The organism is Tritonibacter mobilis, from assembly GCF_001681715.1.
GTDB classification, from domain to species: domain Bacteria; phylum Pseudomonadota; class Alphaproteobacteria; order Rhodobacterales; family Rhodobacteraceae; genus Epibacterium; species Epibacterium mobile.
In genome coordinates, this window is the sequence record NZ_LNWY01000007.1 from 28620 (window position 1) to 51628 (window position 23009).

A 23009-nucleotide genomic window follows, 5' to 3' on the forward strand; every position below is an offset into this window, starting at 1 on the left:
AATGTCCGATTTCACCACCCGGCCCGAGATCCGCGGCACCTTTGGGGTTGCCACCTCGACCCATTGGATCGCCTCCGCTGTGGGCATGAGCATTCTGGAAAAAGGCGGCAATGCCTTTGACGCCGCCGTTGCCACCGCGCTGGTGCTGCAAGTGGTGGAGCCGCATCTGAACGGCCCCGCAGGCGATATGCCCGCGATCTTCCACAGCGCGACCACCGGCGAAACAAAGGTGCTCTGCGCCCAGGCCGTCACCCCCGCTGCCGCCACCATTGAGCACTACAAAGCCCAAGGTCTGACCCTGATCCCCGGCTCGGGGCTGCTCGCCACCGTGGTGCCCGGTGCCTTTGACGGCTGGATGCTGATGCTGCGCGATCATGGCAGCATGTCCCTGCGCGAGGTGCTGGAACCGGTGGTTTACTACGCCCGCGACGGCCACCCGATGTTGCCGCGCGTGGCCCACACCATCGCAGGCCTTCAGGATTTTTTTGAGGCCGAATGGCCCAGTTCGGCGGCCGTCTGGGCGCCAAATGGCGAAGCGCCGAAACCCAACGCCCTGTTTAAGAACCCCGATCTGGCCCGCACTTACGCGCGTCTCATTGAGGCCGGCGAAGCCGCAGGCGCGGACCGTGTGGCCCAGATTGACGCGGCGCGCACCGAGTGGCGCGAGGGCTTTGTCGCGGATGCGATCTTTGACTACCTCAAGGACGCCTGCGTGATGGATGTCTCCGACAAGAAACACAGCGCGGTTCTGGCCCCCGAGGACATGAAAAACTGGCGCGCTTCTTATGAGGACACCCTCACCTATGAGTATGAGGGCTGGACCGTCCACAAGACCCACGCCTGGAGCCAAGGCCCGGTTCTGCTACAAGCACTGGCGATCCTCAAAGGCTTTGACCTTGGCAAAATGGACCCGATGGGCGCAGAATTTGTGCATACGGTGACCGAGGCGATGAAACTCGCCTATGCAGACCGCGAGGCCTATTACGGCGATCCCGCGCACTCTGATATCCCGATGGAATACCTCCTGAGCGAGGACTACAACGTCGAGCGGCGCAAGCTGATCACCGCTGAGGCCTCGACCGAGCAGCGCCCGGGCCGGGTGCCGGGGTTTGAACATCTGGCCGATGCCTATGTTGAGCGCGCCGCACGGGATTTCAACGTGGGCCAAGTGGCCGCACAAGAGCCGACCATGTCGCATCTGACGGAAAAACGCGGCGATACCGTGCATCTCGATGTGATCGACCGCTGGGGCAATATGGTCGCCGCGACCCCCTCGGGCGGCTGGCTGCAAAGCTCGCCGGTCATTCCGGGCCTTGGCTTTCCGCTCAACTCCCGCGCCCAGATGTTCTGGCTGGAGGAGGGCCTGCCCACCTCGCTCGCACCAAATCGTCGCCCGCGCACCACGCTGACACCGAGCCTTGCGGAAAAGGACGGCATGCAGCTGGTATTTGGCACGCCGGGCGGTGACCAGCAGGACCAATGGCAGCTCATCTGGTTCCTGCGCTTTGTGCATTTTGGCATGGAGTTGCAGCAATGTATGGACGCGCCGCTGTTCCACTCGATGCATTTCCAAGGTTCGTTCTTCCCGCGCGAGGTGCGCACCGCAGAGATGATGCTGGAGCCGAACTTTGGCGCGGCGGTCATTGAGGATTTGCGCGCCCGTGGTCACAAGGTGATCGTGGCCGATCCATGGACCGTTGGTCGTCTGACGGCGGCCCTGCGGGAACCCGATGGGCTGATGCGGGCGGCTGCAACGCCGCGCCTGATGCAGGCTTATGCGGTGGGCCGATGACCTTTTCGCTGATCGCAAAGGACCCGGCGGACGGCGCGATTGGCGTGATCGTCGCCTCCCGCTTCTTTGCCTGTGGGGCGGCGGTGCCTTATGTGGGCGCCGCCGTCGCGGTCGCCACGCAGGCCTTCTGCAACCCGGTCTGGGGCACCGAAGGCCGCCGCCGTCTGGCAATGGCAGAGAGCGCCCAAGACGTGCTTGGCGATTTTGTCAGACGCGATGCGGGTCAGGCCATCCGTCAGGCGCATATGCTGGATGCGCAGGGCAATTTTGCGGCCCACACCGGTGCTGATTGCGTTGACTGGGCCGGGCATCTGATTGCGCGGGATCACTCCGTTGCGGGCAATATGCTGACGGGCCCCGAGGTCATCAAAGCCACCTCCGAGGCCTACGCCGCCCAGACCGATCTGCCCTTTGCACAGCGCCTGATTGCCGCGATGCAGGCAGGCGAGGCCGCAGGCGGGGACAAGCGCGGACGCCAGGCGGCGGGTCTGGTGATCCATCGCGGCGAGGATCACCCATGGCTTGATATCCGCGCCGATGATCACAGTGACCCTTTGGCGGAGCTGGCGCGGCTCTGGGATGTGGCGCAGGAACGCTATGTGCATTTCGCCAAAGCCATGCCCACTGCGGCCAATTTCTCCGGCCTGCCCACACGCGAGGGGATCGACGCCGACATCCAACGCGCCGAGGCCGCGCGCAAGGCGGCAGGGATCATCAGCCGCTCTTATGCGATCGACGCGGAGTGACCCACAACGACAGAAGGCCGGATACATTCCCCGGCCTCTTGCATTAAACAATTGACCTCTGCCCCGGCAGGCTTTTCTTTGCCGGAAATTTCAGGGAACCTGCACTTATGTCGTCATCCAGCCGCAACTCCTCGATCGAGCCGATCAAGCAGCAGGTCTTGGCCCTGATCCGCTCGGGCAGCCTTGCGGCGGATGGCAAACTCCCGACCGAGCGGGTGCTGGCCGAACAATTCGACGTCAGCCGCCGCGCGGTGCGTCAGGCGCTCGACAGTCTGGAAGAACAGGGGCTGGTCTGGCGCAAACAGGGCAAGGGCACCTTTGCGGGACAGCCCGCCGACCCCACCGGCGATCTCGCGGCGCGGATTGCCGGGGAAACCGATGCGCTGCAGGTGATGGAAGCGCGCCTGTGTATCGAGCCGGAGCTGGCAGCCCTATGCGCCAAACGGATGCAGCCCGATGAACTTGCGCGTCTGCGCCGTCTGGTGCAGCGGCAGTTTGAATCCAGCGGGCCAGAGGCGATCGAACTCTGGGACGGGGCGTTTCACCGGCTGATTGCGCAATGCGCCCGCAATCGCCCGCTGCTCACGGCCTTTGCGCTCTTGGACAAGATCCGCTCCAACCCGGAATGGATTCGCATCCGGGCCAAAGCGCGCAGCGCGCCCTCGCTGGAGGTGTCGCACTGCGAACATGTCACCATCATCGAGGCGATTGCGGCCCAGAACCCCGAATTGGCGCGCACCGCCATGCGCGATCACCTGACCACGCGGTTTGACGCGCTCCGGCAGGAAATGGACCCCGCAGATGCGGCCTGGGCCTCCGTGTTGTTCGACCCGGACACCGGCGCCTGATCTCAAAGCCAGGCCGCATCCACCTCCGGCAGTGGGATCGCATCCAGCAAATCGCGCGTGTACTGGGCCTGCGGCTGTGCAAATAAATCCGCCGTCGCCGCGTGCTCCACGATCTCACCTTGGTACAGCACCAACGTGGTGCCACAAAGCCGCCGGATAACCGACAGATCATGGCTGACAAAGGCCAGCGTCAGCCCCATCTCGGCCACCAGCCGCTCCAAGAGTGTCAGCACCTGCGCCTGCGAGGACACATCCAGCCCCGAGACAATCTCATCGGCGAGGATGAACTCCGGCTCTGTCGCAATGGCGCGGGCAATACCAACGCGCTGGCGCTGGCCGCCAGAGAGCTCATGCGGAAAGCGATGACGAAACGCCAGCGGCAGCCCCACCTGTGACAGCGCTTGACTGACCCGGTCCTTCACATCGTCAAACCCATGCAGCCTGAGCGGCCCCGCAATGATCCCGCCCACCGTGCGGCGCGGATTGAGCGAGGACATCGGATCCTGAAAGATCATCTGAAACCGCTTGCGCAGGGGCCGCAGCGCCGCCTCATCCAGATGGGTGATATCGCGCCCTTCAAACTCCACCAGCCCGGCCGAAGGTTCCAGCAGCCGCACCAGTGCGCGGCCCAAAGTGGATTTGCCGGAGCCCGAGCCGCCCACGATGCCCAGCACCTCGCCGCGCGCAATGTCAAAGCTCAGCCCCTTCAGCACCTCCACCCGTGGTGCCGCCCCAAACAGGGGCTTTTGCGCCAAGAGCGGAAACGACAGCCGCAGATCACGGACGCGGTAAATCGGCTCGCTCATGTCGTGGTCCTCTCGGCAAAATCCAGTTGCGCCTGCAGATCGTCAAGGATGCTTTGCGGCACCGGCGTCAGGCTCTGGTCGGGATCGGTATATTTGGGCGTCGCCGCTAAAAGCGCGCGCGAATAGGCATGCTGGGGCGCGGCAAAAAACGCCTCAACCGAGGCCTCTTCGAGCACCATGCCGCCAAACAGCACCGTCAGTTTCTGACAGATCTTGGCCACCACCCCCAGATCATGGGTCACGAACAAAAGCGCCGTATTGTGGCGCTGCTGCATTTCCTTAATGAGGCGCAGGATTTGTTTCTGCACCGTCACATCCAGCGCCGTGGTCGGCTCATCCGCGATGATCAGTTTCGGCTCCGCCGCAAAGGCCGAGGCAATCAGCACCCGCTGCCGCATCCCGCCCGACAGCTCATGCGGATAGCTCTGCATCACCCGTTTGGGGTCCGGGATATGAACCTCTGCCAACAGCTCCAGCGCGCGGGCCTCGGCGTCACGCTTGCTCCAGCCCAGAATATCCACCAGCCGCCGTGTGATCTGCGGCCCGATCCGGCGCACCGGATTGAGCGCGGTCAGCGGATCCTGTGGAATAAGCGCCGCCGTCTGGCCGATCACCCGACGCCGCTCTGCGGGGCGTAGCGCCAGCAGGTCCTGCCCATCAAGGCGGATCTCACCGCCGGTGATGTGAATGGCGCCGGGCAGCGTGCCAAGGATCGCCTTGCCGATCATGCTCTTGCCCGCGCCACTTTCGCCCACCAGCGCGCGCACTTCGCCTGCGGCCACGTTGAGCGAAACATCACGCAGGATCGGCACCGGACCCACGCGCGCACTGAGGGAGGTGATTTCAAGAAAGCTCATCGCAGCACCGGATCGAAATAGTCCTTCAGCCCCTCGCCCAATTGGCTAAAGCTGAGGACGGTGAAAAACAGACAGACCAGCGGGAACACCAGCACCCACCACGCCTGATGGATCGACACGCGACCCTCGGAAATCATCGACCCCCAAGTGGGATCATCGGTCGAGATTGAGAGGTTCACAAAGGACAGGATCGCCTCGACAATCACCGCGATGCCCATCTCCAGCGTCAAGAGCACCACCATGGTCGGCAGCACATTGGGCAGGATCTCAAGCAGCATAATGCCAATGCGCTTGTGCCCCGTCACCTGCGCCGAGGCCACGTAATCCATCGCCCCCTGCGTCATCGCTTCGGCTCGGATCACGCGGGCAAACCGCGTCCAGTCGATCACCACAATTGCGATGATGATGGACGTCAAACCCGTCCCCATCACCGCAATCAGCAGGATTGAAAACAGCACCGGCGGAAAGGCCATCCAGATGTCGATGAACCGCGAAATCAACAGATCCGGCCAGCCGCGATAGTATCCCGCAATCAGCCCGAGCGTGGTGCCCAGCAGGCAGGTCAGCACCCCGGCAATCAGCCCCACAAACAGCGCCACCCGCGCGCCATAAAGAAGACGGCTCAGCACATCGCGCCCCAGCGAGTCTGTGCCCAACAGATACCCCGGCTCCGCGCCGGGCAACCAAAACGGTGGCATCCGTCCCAGAAACAGATCCTGCATCAGCGGATCTTTGGGCGCCAAAAGCGGCGCAAAGACCGCCCCCAGCACCAATAGCGTGAGCCAGCCGCCCGAGAGCCACAACCGTGGCCCGATGGGGCGCTTTATTGCACTGCGCGCATCAGCCATGTCGCAACCTCGGATTAAGCAGCGCATAGGTCAGATCAACGATCAGGTTCACCAGCGTGAACATCAGCGCAAACAGGATGACGATGCCCTGGATCAGCGGCAGATCGCGGTTGATCACCGCATCAATCGCCATATTGCCAAGGCCCTCATAGGAAAACAGCCGCTCGATGATCACCGTGCCGCCAATCAGAAACGTGAACTGCACCCCCACCAGAGTCAGCGTCGGCAGGATCGCGTTTGGCAGCGCTTCGCGGGTGATCACCCGATTTTCGCCGTACCCATGCGTGCGCGCCAGCGTCACGTAATCCAGATGCATGGTTTCCTTGAGCGATTGCTTCAGCAGCTGTGCAATGATCGCCGCGAGCGGAATGGCCAGCGCCAGCGCGGGCATGAACATGTGGCTCACCAGATCAAGCCAGATATCAAACCGAAGCCGCAGCACGCTCTCAAAGAGGTAAAAGTTGGTGGCAAACGGCAGATCCAGCGCAGGGGAAACCCGGCCAGAGATGTGAAACACCGGCCAGAGCACCCCAAAGAGCAGGATCAGCAATAGCCCCCACAGGAAATCCGGCACCGAGAGCGCCATGCCGTTGGTGACATCAATCGCACCTTCCGTGCGCGTGCCCCGGTGTCGCGTGCCCGTCAGGGCCAGCACACTGCCGATCACAATGGCGATCACCAGCGCCATCACCGCCAGTTCAATAGTGGCGGGCAGACGCCCCAGCACCAGCGACAGAACCGGCTGGCGGGTGCTGATCGAGGTTCCAAAATCCCCCTGCAGCACACCTGCGACCCAGATCACAAATTGCTCGGGCAGGGATTTATCAAACCCATAGAGCGCCTTGAGGCGTGCGATATCTTCCTCGCCCGCGCCGGGGGGCAGCATCATGGCGATGGGGTTTCCGGGCACCACCCGGATCACAAAGAATACAATGACCGCCACGCCAAACAGCGTGATCAGCATGGAAAGAAGGCGGGTGAGAAGGGCTCTGACTGGCATATATGTATGAGGGGCAGCCCATCTGCCGGGCTGCCCACCGTCCTTATCCGCGCGTCATCAGCGCGGGCAGCAAGGCACCCGAGGTATGCGGCACCACCTTGACGCCCGGCGCATGCAGGATCGGCTGCACATATTGGAACAGCGGCAACACCAGCGCATCCTCGGCGATCTTGCGATCCACCGCTTTCCAGCCTTCGATGCGCTTGGTCTCATCCGCTTCGCCCCAGAGCGGGCCGATCATTGCCGCGAGGTCTTCGCCGTCCCAGACCGAATGCGGCGAGGGGCCGAACATGGCAAATCCGGTCGATGTGGTCGGATCGCCAATGGAGTTGCCCCAGTTATAAAACGCCGCCGGGGCCAGCTGGTCTGTGGCGCGCAGCTCGTAATGTTTGGCGACCTCATAGACCTCGATCTCGGCCTCAATCCCGACCCGACGCCACAGACCCACGATCGCCTGAATGATCTCGTAATCCTTGGGCTTGAAGCCACGGGTGGTCTGGATCTTGAACTTTACCGGGTTGTCCGGCCCATAGCCCGATTTCGCCAGCAGCGCCTTGGCCCCGTCGGGATCATAGGGCGTGGTAATCGACGCGTCATAAGCCGCATATTCCGGCGTTTGCAGCGTATCAATCGGCACGCCGTACCCCGACAAGAGCCGGTCCACGATGGCCTGTTTGTCCACCGCCATCACCGCCGCCTTGCGCACGTTGGGGTCTGCCATCACCTCGATATCGTTAAAGAAAATCATCGCGATGTCAGAGACGGGATGCGCCACGCCCTCGAGTTTGCCCGCCTTCAGGCGATCAAATTCCTCGTAAGGCATCTCCAGCGTGACATGGGCGTTGCCAGATTCCACCTCTGCCACCCGCGCCGCCGCGTCGGTCACAAATTTGATGGTGACACTCTCAAATTCGGGCTTCGGCCCCCAATAATCGCCAAAGGCCTTGAGTCGCACAAAGGCGTTGCGCTCATATTTTTCGACCATATAGGGGCCAGAGCCGATGGGCGCGGCCTCAAACCCTTCGGCGCCAACGCGCTCAATGTAGGCTTTGGGCCGCACATAGCCGGTGAGGAACGACATCCATTTGAAAATCGTCGGCTCAAACCGCAAAACATCCGCGGTGATACGCTGGCCATCGATCTGGAAATTGCCCACCGTGGACCAGATAAACTGGATCGGGTTGCCGCCATCCGGGTCGGCTGCGGTCTCAAGGCTCCAGACCACATCCTCGGGCGTCAGATCCGTGCCATCATGCCATTTGACGCCCTCGCGCACGGTCATGAAAATCTGGCTCTTGTCGTCGTTCCAGCCCCAATCGGTCACGATCCCCGGCACCTGCGACAGATCCGTGTCCTGCGCGATGAACAGGTCAAATACCGATTGATACATGCCCTGCAAGGTCGGGTTCACCGCCGACAGCCCCACGGTCGGGTCCCAACTGGGCAATGAGACGTTATTGGCAATCACCAATTCGTCGATATTTTGGGCAAAGGCGGGCAAGCCCACCGCTGCCAATGAAATCGATGCCGCGCCGAGCTTGAGCAAGCTCCTTTTGCTGAGTGTTGTCATGTTGTCCTCCCTATGACGCCAGTTTTTGGCCGAGTAGAAACCCCGCGCCCGCCCCGGTGCCTGCACCGGGCCAGACCGCAGCGCCTGTGTGAAACAGGCCCTCAATGGGGGTACTTCCGTCCGAGCGGCCAAACATCGGGCGGTACAGGAAATGCTGCGACAGATGGTGCGAGCCGCAAATCTGGTCTCCTCCAACCAGATTGGGGTTGTCTGCCTCAAGCATGTCCGGGGTCACCACTTTCTGAGCGATGATCTTGGCCCGTGTGCCGGGCGCATAGCGCTCCAGAATATCAAGGGCGCGATTGGCCATCGGCGCGGCGGCCGCCTGCCAGTCGCGCGCGCTGATCTGCCCCGCCGCATCGCCTTTGATGTCGCCGGGCACCATACGCACCTGCATCCAGAGCACATGTTTGCCCTCCGGCGCGCGGCTCGGATCAATCGCCGTCGGCTGCCCCACCACCACCACAGGTGCGTCGGGCAATAGCCCCGCCTGCGCCTGCTGATAGGTGCGCGCCATCTGGTCCATGTCGGGGGCCAGATGCACATAGGCAAACTGGCGCAATTCCGGGTCCGCGCGCCAATCGGGCAGATCCTCCATCGCCAGATGGATCATCATCGTCCCCGGCGCATGGCGGAATCTCTTCAGTTTCTGCTGATAATCGGGGGTCTCCTCGCCCATCAGCTTTGCCAGATGTTTGGGGGCGACATTGGCGATCACCGCGCGCTGCGCCTGACAGATGCGACCATCAGCCAGACGCACGCCCGTGGCCTTGCCGCCCTCGATCAGCACATCCGTGACCGGCACATTGGTCCAAATTCGCCCGCCTGCATCCTCGATACAGGCGACCATCGCCTTGATGATCGTATCCGCGCCGCCCTCGCCGATCACCATGCCAAAGCTCTGATTGGCCATGGCTTCCAGATAGGGAAACACCGCCCCCCCGGCGATGTCGGGGGCAAAATCCAGATGCATACCCCAAGCGGCCAGCGTCGATTTCACCTGCGCGCTTTCAAAGGTATCGCCCAGCCAGCTGCGCGGCGACGACAGCAAAAACCGCAGCAGTTCTAATGCGCCGCGCGTGCCCTCCTTGCGCCACAGACGCCACAGGATCTTGGCGAGGGGCCAGAACTTAAACGGGGTTCCCAGCAGCGCAAAGATATGCTCGGCCCGTGCCGGGAACTGGTCACTGAGCGCCCCCCAGGCTTCCCCATCGTTATTTGCAAATGCAGAAATATTCTTCGCATTGCGGCTACGGTCATTGGTGATGCCCAGCCATGTGTCATCGCCAAAGGCGGTGGCAAAGCAGCGCTCTGCGGGCACGAAGCTCAACCCCGCCGCCGTCAGCTCTGTCTGAAAGCGCTGAAAGAACGGTGATCCGGCGAATAAAGACAGGTTCATCGCGGCCCAGTCGTGCCGAAACCCCTCTGCAGTATAGGCCCCGGTCTTCACCGCGCCGCCAATCTCCGCCGCTTGTTCACAGATCAAAACGCGCCATCCACGGCTTTGCAGCACCATGGCACACGCCAAACTATTCAGCCCCGATCCAATGATCACGGCATCCGTTTTCTGGTCCATTTCTGGCCTCCCTCACGCATATTGTTTGCAAATGCAAATTTATTTGTCTAGCGTTGAATCACACCTACGGGGTCGATCTTTGCAAGGGAGGATGCAATGAACGCAGGAAACACACTGGCCAATCTGGGGCAAATGCTGGCGTCAGGCGCGGTCGAAATCATCGATTGCACGGGCGTCTTGGGGCCCAACACCCCAATTCTGCAACTGCCTGAAGACTTTGCCAAAAACACACCCAAAGTCGAAATTCACAAGATCAGTGAATATGACGAGGACGGCCCGTTTTTTGCGTGGAACTGGATGGTTCTGGGCGAACACTCAGGCACCCATTTCGACGCGCCGCATCACTGGGTCACCGGCAAGGATTACAGCGACGGGTTTACCGACACGCTCGACGTCAATCGCTTGATTGCACCGGTCAATGTGATCGACTGCTCCAAGGAAAGCGCCGCGGATGAGGACTTTTTGCTGACCGCCGATCTGGTCAAAGCATGGGAGGCAGAGCACGGCGAAATCAACGCAGGCGAATGGGTGGTCATGCGCACCGACTGGGACCAGCGCGCCGGCGACGAGGCCAAATTCCTCAATGCCGATGAGAGCGGCCCCCACAGCCCCGGCCCCACGCCAGATTGCATCGAATATCTCTTGTCGAAAAAGATCGTCGGCTGGGGCAGCCAGTGCATCGGCACGGACGCAGGCCAAGCGGGCGCGATGGACCCGCCCTATCCCGCGCACAACCTGTTGCACCGCGACAATTGCTTTGGTCTGGCAAGCCTTGCCAACCTCGACAAGCTGCCCGCCAAAGGCGCGATCCTGATCGCAGCACCCTTGAAAATCGAGCGTGGCACCGGCTCTCCGATCCGCGCCCTTGCGATGGTTTCCAAGGGCTAACACCATGACAGATCACGTCATAATCGGGTCGGGGATCAACGCTCTGGTGGCCGCCGCCTTGTTGTCGCGCAAAGGGCGCAAGGTGGTGGTGCTGGAGCGTGAGGATCGTCTGGGCGGCTGCATGATGACCGCCGAGGCCACCCTGCCCGGCTTTTATCATGACGTGATGGCCGCGACGTTTGTGCTGTTTCTGACCTCGCCCGCCTATGGCGAGCTGGCGGCGGATCTGGCGCAGCACGGGTTTGAGCTCTGTCACACCACGCATCCCACCGCCGTGTTGCGCCCCAACGGGCGCGCCACCATCCTCAGCATGGACCGCGCCGCCAATATCGCGCAGTTCAACGCGCTTGCAGCAGGCGATGGCGACCTGCACGACCGCGACGTGAGCGCCATCGAGGCGGATGCGGAGTTTCTGTTCTCGCTCCTTGGGGGTGAACTTTGGCGTTGGCGCACCGCCCGGCTGATGCTGTCGCAAATCCGCAAACGCGGCCTCAATGGGCTGAAAACATGGTTTGGCGAGGCGCTGCGCCCCGCCCGCGCATGGCTGGAGCCCGCCTATCAAAGCCCCGACATTCAGGCCCTCTGGGCACCATGGGTGCTGCACACGGGCCTCACGCCCGAAAGCACCTATTCCGGTCAAATGGGCAAGGTCATCGCCTTCGCGCTGGAGGCCGCCGGTGCCCCCATCGTCAAAGGCGGCGCGGGCCAGGCGGTCGCCGCCTTCCGCGCGCTCATTGAATCCCACGGCGGTGAATTGCGCACAGGCGCGGATGTGGCAGAGATCATCACTCAGGACGGCAAAGCCCGTGGCGTGCGCCTTGCGAATGGCGAGGCGATCTGGGCCGGCTCGGTGCTGGCCTCCGTCACGCCTTCGCAACTCTATGGGCGGCTGTTGAACGGCGCAGAAATTGCCCCCGAACAGCACGCGACGCAGAATTTCCGCCACGGGCGCGGCAATTTCCAACTGCATTATGCCCTCGAGAACCCCCCAGTGTGGCGGGCCGAGGGGCTTGAGAATGTGGCGCTGATCCATCTCGCAGATGGTATTGATTCCGTGTCCAAATCCGCCAATGAGGCCGAGCGCGGCCTCTTTCCCGAGACCCCCACCATCTGCGTCGGCCAGCCCCACCGGCTTGATCCCTCGCGCTGTCCAGAGGGCAAGGCGATCCTGTGGCTACAGATCCCCGACGCCCCGCGCCAGATCAAAGGCGACGCCAAGGGGGAAATCACCGGCAAGGATTGGGACGACGCCACCCGAGAGGCCTTTGCCGACCGTATTGAGGCGATCCTTGCCCGCCACATCGCAAACTTTGACGACATCAAACTGGCCCGCCGCGCCTATTCCCCCGCCGATCTGCAACGGCTCAATATGAACCTCGTGGGCGGCGACCCTTATGGCGGCCACTGCGGCATTGATCAGTTTTTCACCTTTCGTCCGTTCCCCGCTTCCTGCAATGGGGCGACATCATTTTCCAACCTATACCACATCGGGGCCTCCACCCATCCGGGACCGGGTCTGGGCGGCGGCTCGGGGTACAACACAGCAAAGCGATTGGGCGGATGACGGAGCCACAGGAACAACAACAAACACTCGGGGAAATCGGGCTGGAGAATTTCGCGCCCTACCTCATGAACCGCATTATGGGACGCTACAACGCGTCGATGCGCGAAGAACTGGCAGAGCTTGGCCTGACCACGCCAAAGATGCGTGCGCTGGCGGTGCTGGCGATGATCGACGGTCTTTTGATCGGCCAACTCGCGGTTTATGCGGTGGTCGAATATTCCACCCTGTCGCGCTCGCTCGACGGGCTAGAGGCCGACGCATTGGTCGAACGCCGACCCGATATCGAGGACGCCCGCGCCACCCGCGTCTTTATCACCCCCGCCGGGCGCAGCACCTTTGAAAAAATCTGGCCGCGCATGGCAGAGGCCACGGCGCAGATGTTCGAAGGCATCTCTACCGACGAGCGGCGGGTTTTTACAACAACGCTGCAAAAGATGCTCCGCAACATTCGGGTGCATGATTTCTGATCCCCAATCAGCCGCCGCATACCACGCCACTCAGCAATATTAAGTCGCAAGGGACCCCATGGCAGAACGGTCATTCAAAAAAGAAGTCGAGGAACTGCGCGCAGGTGCAGGCGAAACCTTTACCGGCGAAGGCATTCTGGCCCTGACCAAGGCGCTTTTGGAGAATGGCGTGGGCTATGTCGGCGGCTATCAGGGCGCGCCGATTTCGCATCTGATGGATGTTCTGGCAGATGCGCAGGAGCTGTTGGGCGAATTGGATGTGCGCTTTGAGGCCAACGCCTCCGAGGCCGCCGCCGCTGCCATGCTCGCGGCCTCTGTTCATTATCCGATCCGCGGTGCGGTGACGTTCAAAGGCTCGGTCGGGGTCAATGTGGCCTCTGATGCGCTCGCCAACCTGTCGTCCTCCGGGGTGACCGGCGGCGCGGTGGTGATCGTGGGCGAGGACTACGGCGAAGGCTCCTCCATCATGCAGGAGCGCAGCCACGCCTTTGCGATGAAATCGCAATTCTGGCTGATAGACCCGCGCCCCAACCTGCCCTCGATCGTGAAATCCGTCGGCGACAGTTTCGAGCTTTCCGAGGCCTCAAACACCCCCGTGATGCTGATGGTGCGCATCCGCAGTTGCCACGTCACCGGCAGCTTTGAATGTTCCGACAACCAGCGCCCGGCGCTGACGGTGCGCGACGCGCTCAGCAATCCGCAAAAGGACTGGAACCGGGTGGTGCTGCCGCCGATGTCCTTTGCCCACGAACAGGACAAGATCAACACGCGCTGGCCCAATGCGGTACAGCACATCATCGACAAAGGGCTGAATGAATTCTTCGGCCCCAAAGAGGGCGAGCTTGGCATCATCTGTCAGGGCGGCATGTACAACGGCGTCATCCGCGCGCTGCAACGCCTCGGCCTTGCGGATATCTACGGCAACACCGAAATCCCGCTCTATTGCCTCAATGTCACCTACCCGCTGGTGGACAGTGAGGTGCTGCGCTTTGCGGCTGGTAAAAAAGCCGTCCTGATGATCGAGGAAGGCCAGCCCGAGTTTATCGAACAGTCGCTCTCCACCATCTTTTTGCGCTCGGACCTGAAGGTCAAACTCCACGGCAAGGACGTCTTTCCAATGGCGGGCGAATACACCGGTCAGGTGATGTTCGACAGCATTTCGGAATTCTTGCGTCTCAATGCGCCGGGGCTGTTGCCGGATAAGATGCGCGCGCCAAACCAGCCGCCGCCCGAAATCCCCGACCTCAGCAAAACCGTTCCGATCCGCCCCCCCGGGTTCTGCACCGGCTGCCCGGAGCGGCCGATCTTTGCAGGGCTGAAGCTTGCACAAGAAGAACTTGGCACACATCAGATCAGCGCGGATATCGGCTGTCATCTCTTTGCCGCGCTGCCGCCGTTTGAAATCGGCGGGGCCACCATGGGCTATGGTCTGGGGCCTGCCTCCAACGCGGCTTTTGACGGCGGCGGCGAGCGGCGCGCCATCTCGATCATTGGCGATGGGGGCTTTTGGCACAACGGGCTGTCGTCTTCGATCGGCAATATGGTGTTCAACAAATCCGACTCCGTCGCGGTGATCGTGGACAACTATTACTCCGCCGCCACCGGCGGGCAGGACATCCTCTCTAGCCGTGCCGACAATCCGACCAAATCCACCAACAACCCGATCCCCAAGGCGCTCAAAGGGATCGGCGTGGAGTGGATTCGCCACATCGACCACACCTATGATGTGGGCCGAATGCGCGATGTGTTCCGCGAGGCCCTCACCACCGATTACGACGGACCAAAGGTGATTGTGGCCTCCTCGGAATGTATGTTGAACCGCCAGCGCCGCGAAAAACCGCTGCGCAACAAGGCGATCAAGGACGGCCAGCGCATGGAAATCCCACGCTTTGGCGTGGATGAGGACATCTGCACCGGCGATCACGCCTGCATCCGCCTGTCGGGCTGCCCCTCCCTGTCGGTGAAACATCTCGATGACCCGCTGCGCGACGACCCGGTGGCGGCGATTGACCAGACCTGCGTGGGCTGCGGCAACTGTGGCGAGGTGGCGGATGCCGCCGTGCTCTGCCCCAGCTTCTACCGCGCCGATGTGGTGCATAACCCCGGCGGCTTTGAACGCTGGTGGAACGGAGTCTCCACGCGCGTCATCACTTGGCTGCAAACCCGTCGCGAGACCCGCCGCCTGACCTTTATGGAGGTGCCGCAATGAACGCCCCCACCCTGCCCGTCCGCACCCCGGACGAAAAACTCCAGAGCATCATCAAGATCGCCACCCTCGCCGTCGGGGGTCAGGGCGGCGGCGTCCTCACGGGCTGGATCGAGAGCGTGGCCCGCGCGCAGGGCTATGCCGCGCAGGCCACATCGGTGGCCGGGGTCGCGCAGCGCACAGGTGCCACGATCTACTATATCGAAATGGCCCCGATGGGCGACACCATGCCCGTGTTTTCGCTCGCGCCCACCAGCGGCGACGTTGACATTATGATCGCCGCCGAGCTGATGGAGGCCGGGCGCGCCATTATGCGCGGCTTTGTCACCCCGGATCGCACCACGCTCATTGCCTCGACCCACCGCGCGCTGGCGGTCTCGGAAAAAATGGTGCCCGGTGACGGCATCGCCAACGCGGACGAGGTGTTTGAGGCCGCCCGGCTCGCCTCGGACCAGCTCATCATGTTCGACCTTGATCGCATGGCCACCGAGAATGGCTCGGTGATCTCCTCCTCGCTCTTTGGCGCACTTGCAGGCTCTGGCGCCCTGCCCTTCCCGCGCGCCGCCTTTGAGGACGCCATTCGCGCCTCCGGCAAAGGGATCGAGGCCAGCCTGCGCGCCTTTGATGCCGCTTTCCGACGCGCGCAATCCGGCGCAAACGCGCCCGAACCCTCTGCCGCAACGCCCCGCGCACAGACCACACCCAAAGGCCCGGAGCCGCAGCTTCACGCCTGGCACGCGCTCGAAGAAGAGGCGCGCAGCATCGCCCCTATGGCTGTTCTGGGACTGAAAAAAACCGTTGAATTTCAGGACATTAAATATGGGCGCGAATATCTGGACCGGCTGCGGCGGTTTCACGATCTGCACCCCAAAAACGCGGAACTCCAAGAGGCCGCCTCTAAATATATCGCAAATGCGATGTGTTACGATGACATCATCCGCGTGGCCGATCTCAAAACCCGCCGCGCCCGGTTTGAACGCATCACGCAGGACATGAAATCCGGCCAAAGCCCTGTGCATCTGACCGAGTTTTTCCACCCCCGTGGCGAGGAAATCGTCTCGCTCCTGCCCGCCGGTCTGGGCCGCTGGCTCGAGGCCCGCCCACGCCTCAATGCGTGGATCGACCGCCGCCTCAACCGGGGACGCCGGGTGCGGACCCATCGTTTGTCGGGGTTTGTGACGCTCTATCTCTTGGGGGGCTTGCGCCGCATCCGCCGCAAAAGCCTGCGTCACGCGATCGAACAAGCCCATCTGGATGCATGGCAAACCGCCTGCCTCGATCTGGCCAAAACCGACGCCGCCGCCGCGACCGAGCTCTTGGCCTGTCGCCGCCTCATCAAAGGATACTCTGACACCCATGTGCGGGGGCTGTCGAAATTCTCCCGCGTGATGGAGGCGGCAAAACTTGTCTATGGCCGCGATGACGCCGCCCAATGGATCGCCCGCCTGCGCGAGGCCGCCTTGCGCGACGAAAAGGGCGAGGAATTAAACGGCGCGATCAAAACCATCCAGTCCTTTACCGGCTGACGCGCTGGTGATCTCAGGTAGGGTCCGGGCGACACGGGATGTGGCGGCCCCGATGCGCCGTTTTGGCTCGCAGCGCCCAAGACCCGCCAGGAGCCTGCCTAAACACTGGTGATATCCGCATAAATCGGCAGATGGTCCGAGGCCAGTTTGGACAGAGCGGTGCGCAGGGTGCCGCTGTCACTGGCCTGCAGCGCCTGCCCCAGCGCAATCCGATCCAGCGCGGCCGAGGGGGCAACGCTGTGAAACGACGGCCCCGTCTTGAGGATGTGATAGCCCTCCCATAGCGGCTCCAGCCCAAATTTGCGCCGCCATTCGTTGAAATCCCCAAGGATCACCGCACGCGCCTGCCGCTCTGGCCCAATGTCAGAGGCGATCTGCATCAGCTGCTGCCTGCGGTATTTGCGCAGCAATCCCAGATGCGCCCCCACCACCGTAAGCGGGCCAATCGGCGTTTCCAGATCCGCCAATACCGCGCCGCGTGGCTCCAACCCCGGCAACAGCAGCCGCTCCACCGCGCGCACCGTGATGGTATCGCGCACCAAAAGCGCGTTACCATGCCAACCCAGACTGACATCATTGGTGGCCACCTCCACCGGCACCAGCCCGCTTTCGCGCAGGATTGACGCGGCCGACAGCACCGCAGGCCGGGGGGCCAGCCGCCGGTCCACCTCCTGCAAGGCAACGATATCGGCCTTCAGGGACGCAATCACCCGCGCAATACGCTCGGGGCTTCTGCGATAATCCACCCCCACCGCCTTATGGACGTTATAGCTCGCTATTCTCAGTTGGTCGGGCATATCTCTCCTTACAGCAGCGGTGAAAACAGGCGCGCAATCGGCGCGCAAATTCTGATCCACAGCGGCCGCGCGCCAAGGCTTTGTTCCAGAAGGAACGCATCCTTGAAATCAGCCTCCAGCATCTGCGTCACCTCGCCCGCAAACGCCCTGTCAAACAGCACCGCCATCGATTCAAAATTCAGCCGGAAGGACCGGTTATCAAGGTTCGCGGTGCCAACCGCTGCGATCTGATCGTCGATCAAAACCACCTTTTGATGCATGAACCCCTTGTTATAGCGCCAGATTTCAACGCCCACCGCGCGCAGCTCGTCGAAATAGGCCATGGCCGCCAGCCACGGCAGCCAATGGTCCACCTTATCCGGCACCAAGAGCCGCACCTCCACGCCGCGCAGCGCCGCCAGTTTCAGGGCCGCAAGCACATCGTTTTCCGGCACCATATAGGGCGTCGCGATCCACAGCCGCTTGCGCGCTGCATGGATCGCCGCACAAAAGAACAACGCGCCGTATTCATGCGGATCGGCAGGTCCGGTGGCCACGATCACGCCATTGGTGTTCTGCGGCATCTGCGGCGCGGTCCAGTTGACCATGTCGCGCAAATCCTCACCCGTGGCCCAGAACCAATCCTCGGCAAAAACCAGTTGCAGCTGGCTCACCATCGGTCCTTCCAACTGGCAATGGGTGTCGCGCCAATGGCCAAAATACGTATCGCGGGACATATACTCATCGCCCACGTTCAGCCCGCCGGTAAAGCCACATGTGCCATCCACCACCACCGTTTTGCGGTGGTTGCGAAAGTTGATCTGAAATCGGCTGTGCGGGCCGGTTTGCGCATGTACGTTGATGGTTTTGACCCCCGCTTCCTCAAGGGCCTCCAGATAGGTCTTGGGCAACTTATGACTGCCCACCCGGTCAAACAAAAACCGCACCCGCACCCCGCGTTTGGCGCAGGCAATGAGTCGGTCACGAAAAGCACGGCCCAGCTCATCATCAGAGACGATATAGAACTGCACCAGCACGTAGTCCTGCGCCCGGTCCAGCGCGGCAAACATCGCCTCAAAGGTCGCAGGACCGTCGATCAACAATGAGACATGGTTGCCCGCAGCAACCGGCAGTCCCGCAATCGCCTCAAAGGCGTGGATACTATCGTCCAGCGCGCTTTCATTTGGGCGGTTCAGCTTGGCATGGCTGCGGATGGCATGTGCCACGTCCTTGACCTCGCGGCGCGCCACCACATACCCGCCGATGCGCCAGCTTCCCAAGAACAGATAGGCCGGCACCGCAACCAGCGGCAGCGCCACAAGGAACACCACCCAGGCCGCCGCCCCTTGCGAGGTGCGCGTGATCTGGATCGCCCGAAACGCAAAAACCAACGCGCAGATCTGCACGGCAGCATACCCAAGAACAAGCAATGCGTTCAGCATAAGACAGACCTTTCCAACAGCGGCGCGCAGCATCCCTGCGCCGGGGTCATCGACCTTCAACCTTGGGTCTGTGCCGCCATAAAACAATAGCGCCGCCCCCCGCCCCAGGTTTCAGGCGGCCCCCTGCCCGCCGCTCAGACGTTCATGCAGGGCGGCGGCTTTTGAGCGGTATTTCACGCGCTGAGGTATCGTTTTTCGCGGATTTGGTATCTTTGGAGACATTTTTCATGTACGAGGAACAAAATTCAGACCGCAGCAGCTGAGTGACACGCACGTCACGCTAAGGAACGTAATTCATGAACTCTACTCATGAGATTCAATTTTCAGGACCAAGGATCGTTTTTCAGGAACGCCGCCTGCCCGAGACCGCGACTTTAGCGGGCTATAGCGCCTTGATCGACGCCTATGCGCTCGCGGTCCCCCTGCCCCGCAAACTCAGCGCCACCGGCCAGCACCACCGCATCCTTGAGGATGACGCATGGCGCATCCTGACGCCGCGCCACGCCCCAAGCGCCGATCTCGACGGTCATCTGACCTTTGCCCTGAAATACGAGGGGGTCGATCTCGCCGTGCTCAAACGCCTGTTTGAAACCACCGGCGCCGCCGCGATCAGTGACATCATCCGCCGCAAACCCACCGGCAGCTATGCCCGGCGCATCTGGTTTCTCTATGAATGGCTCATGCCAGAGCCGCTGGACCTGCCGGACGCAGAGGGTGGCCGCTATGTCCCGGTGATCGACCCGGAGCAGCAATTTGCCACTGAAGGAGAGACCGCGCCGCGCTACCGGGTGAAAAACAACCTGCCCGGCACCCCGGAGTTTTGCCCGCTGGTGTTTCGCACGCCCGCGCTGGAGACCTTTATCGCCATGGATCTGCCCGCCCGTGCCCGCGCGGTGGTGGCCGATGTGCCCCGCGATCTCCTTGCCCGGACCTCGGCCTTCTTGCTGCTCAAGGACTCCCGCTCCAGCTACGCCATCGAAGGCGAGCGCCCGCCACAGGACCGTATCCAGCGCTGGGGGCGCGCCATTGGCGAAGCGGGCCGCCAGCCTCTGGACCGGGACGAATTGCTGCGTCTGCAACGGATTGTCATTGGCGATGCCCGCTTTATCCGGCTGGGCTTTCGCGCCGAGGGTGGCTTTGTCGGGGATCATGACCGCGAAACCCGTATGCCCCTGCCCGATCACATCAGCGCAAGGCACGACGACCTGCCCGCGCTGACCGATGGTATGATCGCCTTTGATCAGGGGGCTGCACGGCACAGCGACCCCGTGGTCGCGGCGGCAGTGCTCGCCTTTGGTTTTGTCTATATCCACCCGTTCGAGGACGGCAATGGCCGCTTGCACCGCTACCTGATCCACCACGTCCTCGCCGAGCGCGGCTTTAACCCGCCGGGCGTCACCTTCCCGGTCTCCGCCGCCATCCTGCAACGGATCGACGACTACCGCTCCGTGCTGGAGAGCTATTCCACCCGCCTGTTGCCCCTGATCGCATGGGAGCCAACCGAGAAATTCAACATCCGCGTCCTCAATGAGACAGGCGATTTCTACCGCTATTTCGATGCAACCCCGCATGCAGAATTCCTCTATGCCTGTGTGCAACAAACGATTGACGAAGACCTCCCCGCCGAGACCGCGTTTCTGAAAAACTACGACGCCTTTCGCGCCCGCGTGGAGGCTCTGATCGAGATGCCCGAACGCACCATTGATCTGTTGTTTCGCTTTTTGCAGCAAAACGACGGAACCCTCTCGCGCCGCGCCAGAGCCAATGAATTTGCAGCCCTGACCGACGCGGAGCAGAAAGAGATCGAGACCGCCTATCAAGAGATTTTTCGCTCGGATAGGTAACTCCGGCACCTCAGCAACACAACCTATGAGATTACCCGATAAAACCAACACACTCTTTGCGAGATTGCAGAAACCCCCTTGCCAGCCTTGCGCGAACTGCGCACACTCCGATCGAGCCATGCGCTGAGTTTAGTTTTTTGAATAGTATCTCCCATTGGACACGGGTGGGCCATCGGCGCTACCGCGATCAAGCGCCCCAAAGGGATAAGTAAAAAGGGATTACCGCGATGACTCTCTTCGCGCGCCGGGTTTCCGAATTTCGCATCTGCGTGCAGGAGGCCTTCTTGTCCCTGTTGCCGGTCGCGCTCTTGTCGTCAATCATCATCGTCCTGATCAACGGCTTAAATATCTTCCTCCCGAACCAATACCTTATACCGGACACCCTGCTGGTTGAGGCAGGCAAGATCCCCGCGCTCATCTATCCGCTCGCCTTGACCGCGGCCCTGTCTTATTATCTGTCCGGCTTTTTCGAGGTGGACCGGGTCAGCGGTGTCCTCCTCGCCCTCACCACCTATCTCATGGCGCAACAATTGGTCGGCAATGGTGCGCAAGAGACGTCCTTCAACGCCTCGCTCACTGTAATGATCCTGCCGATCCTGATGTTGCGGATCTTTGCGACGATGTCGCGGCTGCTGCGCTCCATCGCGCGCCAACATGCGCAGGGGGCGGTCTTTCAGCCTGTCACCCTGATTGTCCCGCTGACGCTCACGATACTCATTGGCGCAGCGCTGATCTATCCGCTGTATCACCTCGTTGAGGCGCTGACCCAAGGCATCGCATATGTTCTGAACACAATCCCCGGCACCCTTGGCGTTGCGATCTGGTCGACCTTGGCGCATCTGATCTGGTTCGTCGGTTTTCATGGCACCAATGTCATGTCCATGATCACCGGCGGCGATTTGCAAAGCGACATCATTCCCGGCCTCACCTGGCAGAAATTTCTGGAAGTGTTCATCGGCATGGGCGGCGTGGGCTCCGTTCTGGGTCTGGCGCTGGCCATTTTGCTAACGGCCAAGGACAGATACATGCGCGCCGTGGCCTATCTCGGCCTACCCTTCGCCCTGTTCAACATCAGCGAGGTGCTCATTTTCGGGATACCGATTATCCTGAACCGGGTTTTGCTTATCCCCTTTCTCCTTGCGCCCATCGTCAATTTCACCATCGCCTATGGCGTTCTGAAACTTGGCATCTTTGAATTTGGCGGCGCATCTGTGCCCTGGGTCGCACCCGTTGGTCTCAACGGATATCTGCTCACCGGAAGCAGCTATATGGTCCTGTTTCAGCTGTTTCTTCTCGCCACGACCACAGCGATTTACGCCCCCTTTGTGTGCCGCTACAGCCGCACACAAAGCTCAACCGAACTGCGCGAAGCGCTGCGGGCAAAACTGCATCTGGGCGATGCCATCGGCAGCGATTACTCCCAGAAATTCTATGGCGCGCAGAGCTTTATCCTGCGCTCACACCGGGAAACCAGACAGGTTGTCGAGGATCTGCGCCGCAACGATCTTGTGTTGCATTACCAACCTAAATTGGACATTCGCGCCAACATATGCACCAGCATCGAGGCATTGCTGCGCATTCAAATGCAGGACGGCACGGTGGAGGGGCCGTATTTTCTGGATACGCTGGAAAAGGCCGGGTTTTCGGTGATCCTCGACAGATGGGTCTGCGACCGCGTGCTCGAAGACATGTCCCGCGCCGACACTCTCGGCAGCGACCTCATGTTTTCCATCAACCTCAACCCAGAATCCTTTGCGGACGGCGAATTTGTCGATTACCTCATCCAACAGTTTACCGGCAAAAATGTCGTATTCGAGATCATCGAACGCGGCTTTATCGGTGGCTCTGGCATCACAAAAAACATCAAGAAATTGCTGGCCGCAGGCATTCGTCTCTCGGTCGACGATTTTGGCGCGGGCTATTCAAATCTGGGCCGGCTGACGACGCTTCCGGTGGATGAGATCAAGATCGACAAAAGTCTGCTGGCAAAGGTCGACACACAGACAGGCCGCAAACTCTATGAAACCGTCACCCGGTTGTGCCGCGATCTCGGATACCGGGTTGTGGCCGAAGGTGTTGAGACGCGGAGCGAATTTGAATTTGCCAAAACCTGCGGCGTCACCGAAATACAGGGATGGTATATCGCCGGTGCGCTGCCGCTGAGCGAAGCACTGGCCTTTGCCCGCGCCCCTGCCCCATCACCCGCACCTGCGGAAACGGCGCAGTTGGTTTAACCCCGCCAGACCCGCGCCC

General features: G+C 61.6%; 18 protein-coding genes. 10 read left to right on the forward strand and 8 right to left on the reverse strand.

Features of this window, described 5'->3' with window-relative positions; genetic code table 11:
* Window position 1: 1 nt before the first annotated feature.
* From UB90_RS09000 to UB90_RS09010, 3 genes are all read left to right on the forward strand, one after another.
* Window positions 2-1792 (forward strand): gamma-glutamyltransferase family protein, encoded by a 1791-nt coding sequence (locus UB90_RS09000; protein ID WP_065325189.1) that lies wholly within the window; start codon window positions 2-4, stop codon window positions 1790-1792.
* Window positions 1789-2538 carry a DUF1028 domain-containing protein gene (locus UB90_RS09005; protein WP_065325188.1) on the forward strand — a complete coding sequence of 250 codons (750 nt, stop codon included), beginning with the start codon at window positions 1789-1791 and terminating at the stop codon, window positions 2536-2538. Before UB90_RS09000 ends, UB90_RS09005 begins: the two co-directional genes overlap by 4 nt.
* A gap of 107 nt (window positions 2539-2645) precedes the next feature.
* On the forward strand, window positions 2646-3386 hold the full coding sequence (locus UB90_RS09010) for a FadR/GntR family transcriptional regulator (protein WP_065323535.1): 741 nt from the start codon (window positions 2646-2648) through the stop codon (window positions 3384-3386).
* Window positions 3387-3388: 2 nt separating this feature from the next.
* Here the strand turns inward: UB90_RS09010 and UB90_RS09015 are convergent, their stop codons facing one another.
* From UB90_RS09015 to UB90_RS09040, 6 genes are read right to left on the reverse strand one after another with little or no spacing between them, the layout of a single operon-like run.
* Window positions 3389-4192, reverse strand: a complete 804-nt coding sequence (locus tag UB90_RS09015; protein ID WP_046002226.1) for an ATP-binding cassette domain-containing protein — start codon at window positions 4190-4192, stop codon at window positions 3389-3391.
* Entirely contained in the window at window positions 4189-5049 is an 861-nt protein-coding gene (locus UB90_RS09020) for an ABC transporter ATP-binding protein (protein ID WP_065325187.1), read from the reverse strand. The genes UB90_RS09015 and UB90_RS09020 overlap by 4 nt, the downstream gene beginning before the upstream one ends.
* Entirely contained in the window at window positions 5046-5897 is an 852-nt protein-coding gene (locus UB90_RS09025; RefSeq protein WP_065325186.1) for an ABC transporter permease, read from the reverse strand. Before UB90_RS09025 ends, UB90_RS09020 begins: the two co-directional genes overlap by 4 nt.
* Entirely contained in the window at window positions 5890-6897 is a 1008-nt protein-coding gene (locus tag UB90_RS09030) for an ABC transporter permease (protein WP_040643054.1), read from the reverse strand. Before UB90_RS09030 ends, UB90_RS09025 begins: the two co-directional genes overlap by 8 nt.
* Window positions 6898-6940: 43 nt before the next feature.
* A complete protein-coding gene (locus UB90_RS09035) occupies window positions 6941-8467 on the reverse strand; it encodes an ABC transporter substrate-binding protein (RefSeq protein WP_065325185.1) in 1527 nt (508 codons plus the stop codon).
* Window positions 8468-8477: 10 nt separating this feature from the next.
* Window positions 8478-10043, reverse strand: coding sequence for a phytoene desaturase family protein (locus tag UB90_RS09040; protein ID WP_065325184.1), 1566 nt, complete (start codon window positions 10041-10043; stop codon window positions 8478-8480).
* A 96-nt stretch (window positions 10044-10139) separates the two neighbouring features.
* Between UB90_RS09040 and UB90_RS09045 the strand changes: the two genes are divergently transcribed.
* The 5 genes from UB90_RS09045 to UB90_RS09065 are packed head-to-tail and all read left to right on the forward strand — an operon-like array spanning window position 10140 to window position 16694.
* The gene (locus tag UB90_RS09045; RefSeq protein WP_065325183.1) at window positions 10140-10931 is read left to right on the forward strand and encodes a cyclase family protein; all 792 of its coding nucleotides are present in this window, start codon (window positions 10140-10142) and stop codon (window positions 10929-10931) included.
* A 4-nt stretch (window positions 10932-10935) separates the two neighbouring features.
* Window positions 10936-12495, forward strand: coding sequence for a phytoene desaturase family protein (locus UB90_RS09050; RefSeq protein WP_065325182.1), 1560 nt, complete (start codon window positions 10936-10938; stop codon window positions 12493-12495).
* Window positions 12492-12962, forward strand: coding sequence for a MarR family winged helix-turn-helix transcriptional regulator (locus UB90_RS09055; protein ID WP_005663921.1), 471 nt, complete (start codon window positions 12492-12494; stop codon window positions 12960-12962). Before UB90_RS09050 ends, UB90_RS09055 begins: the two co-directional genes overlap by 4 nt.
* Window positions 12963-13020: 58 nt before the next feature.
* Entirely contained in the window at window positions 13021-15171 is a 2151-nt protein-coding gene (locus UB90_RS09060) for a thiamine pyrophosphate-dependent enzyme (protein ID WP_065325181.1), read from the forward strand.
* On the forward strand, window positions 15168-16694 hold the full coding sequence (locus tag UB90_RS09065) for an indolepyruvate oxidoreductase subunit beta family protein (RefSeq protein WP_065325180.1): 1527 nt from the start codon (window positions 15168-15170) through the stop codon (window positions 16692-16694). The genes UB90_RS09060 and UB90_RS09065 overlap by 4 nt, the downstream gene beginning before the upstream one ends.
* A gap of 98 nt (window positions 16695-16792) precedes the next feature.
* Here UB90_RS09065 and UB90_RS09070 read toward each other — a convergent pair whose 3' ends face one another.
* Both UB90_RS09070 and cls read right to left on the reverse strand, forming a co-directional pair.
* A complete protein-coding gene (locus UB90_RS09070) occupies window positions 16793-17491 on the reverse strand; it encodes an endonuclease/exonuclease/phosphatase family protein (protein WP_065325179.1) in 699 nt (232 codons plus the stop codon).
* 8 nt (window positions 17492-17499) lie between these two features.
* On the reverse strand, window positions 17500-18912 hold the full coding sequence (gene cls / locus UB90_RS09075; protein WP_065325228.1) for a cardiolipin synthase: 1413 nt from the start codon (window positions 18910-18912) through the stop codon (window positions 17500-17502).
* Window positions 18913-19208: 296 nt separating this feature from the next.
* Between cls and UB90_RS09080 the strand changes: the two genes are divergently transcribed.
* Both UB90_RS09080 and UB90_RS09085 read left to right on the forward strand, forming a co-directional pair.
* Complete coding sequence (locus UB90_RS09080; RefSeq protein ID WP_065325178.1) at window positions 19209-20756, forward strand: Fic family protein; 1548 nt, start codon at window positions 19209-19211, stop codon at window positions 20754-20756.
* Between the two features lie 227 nt (window positions 20757-20983).
* Window positions 20984-22990, forward strand: coding sequence for an EAL domain-containing protein (locus UB90_RS09085; protein ID WP_065325177.1), 2007 nt, complete (start codon window positions 20984-20986; stop codon window positions 22988-22990).
* Window positions 22991-23009: the final 19 nt, after the last annotated feature.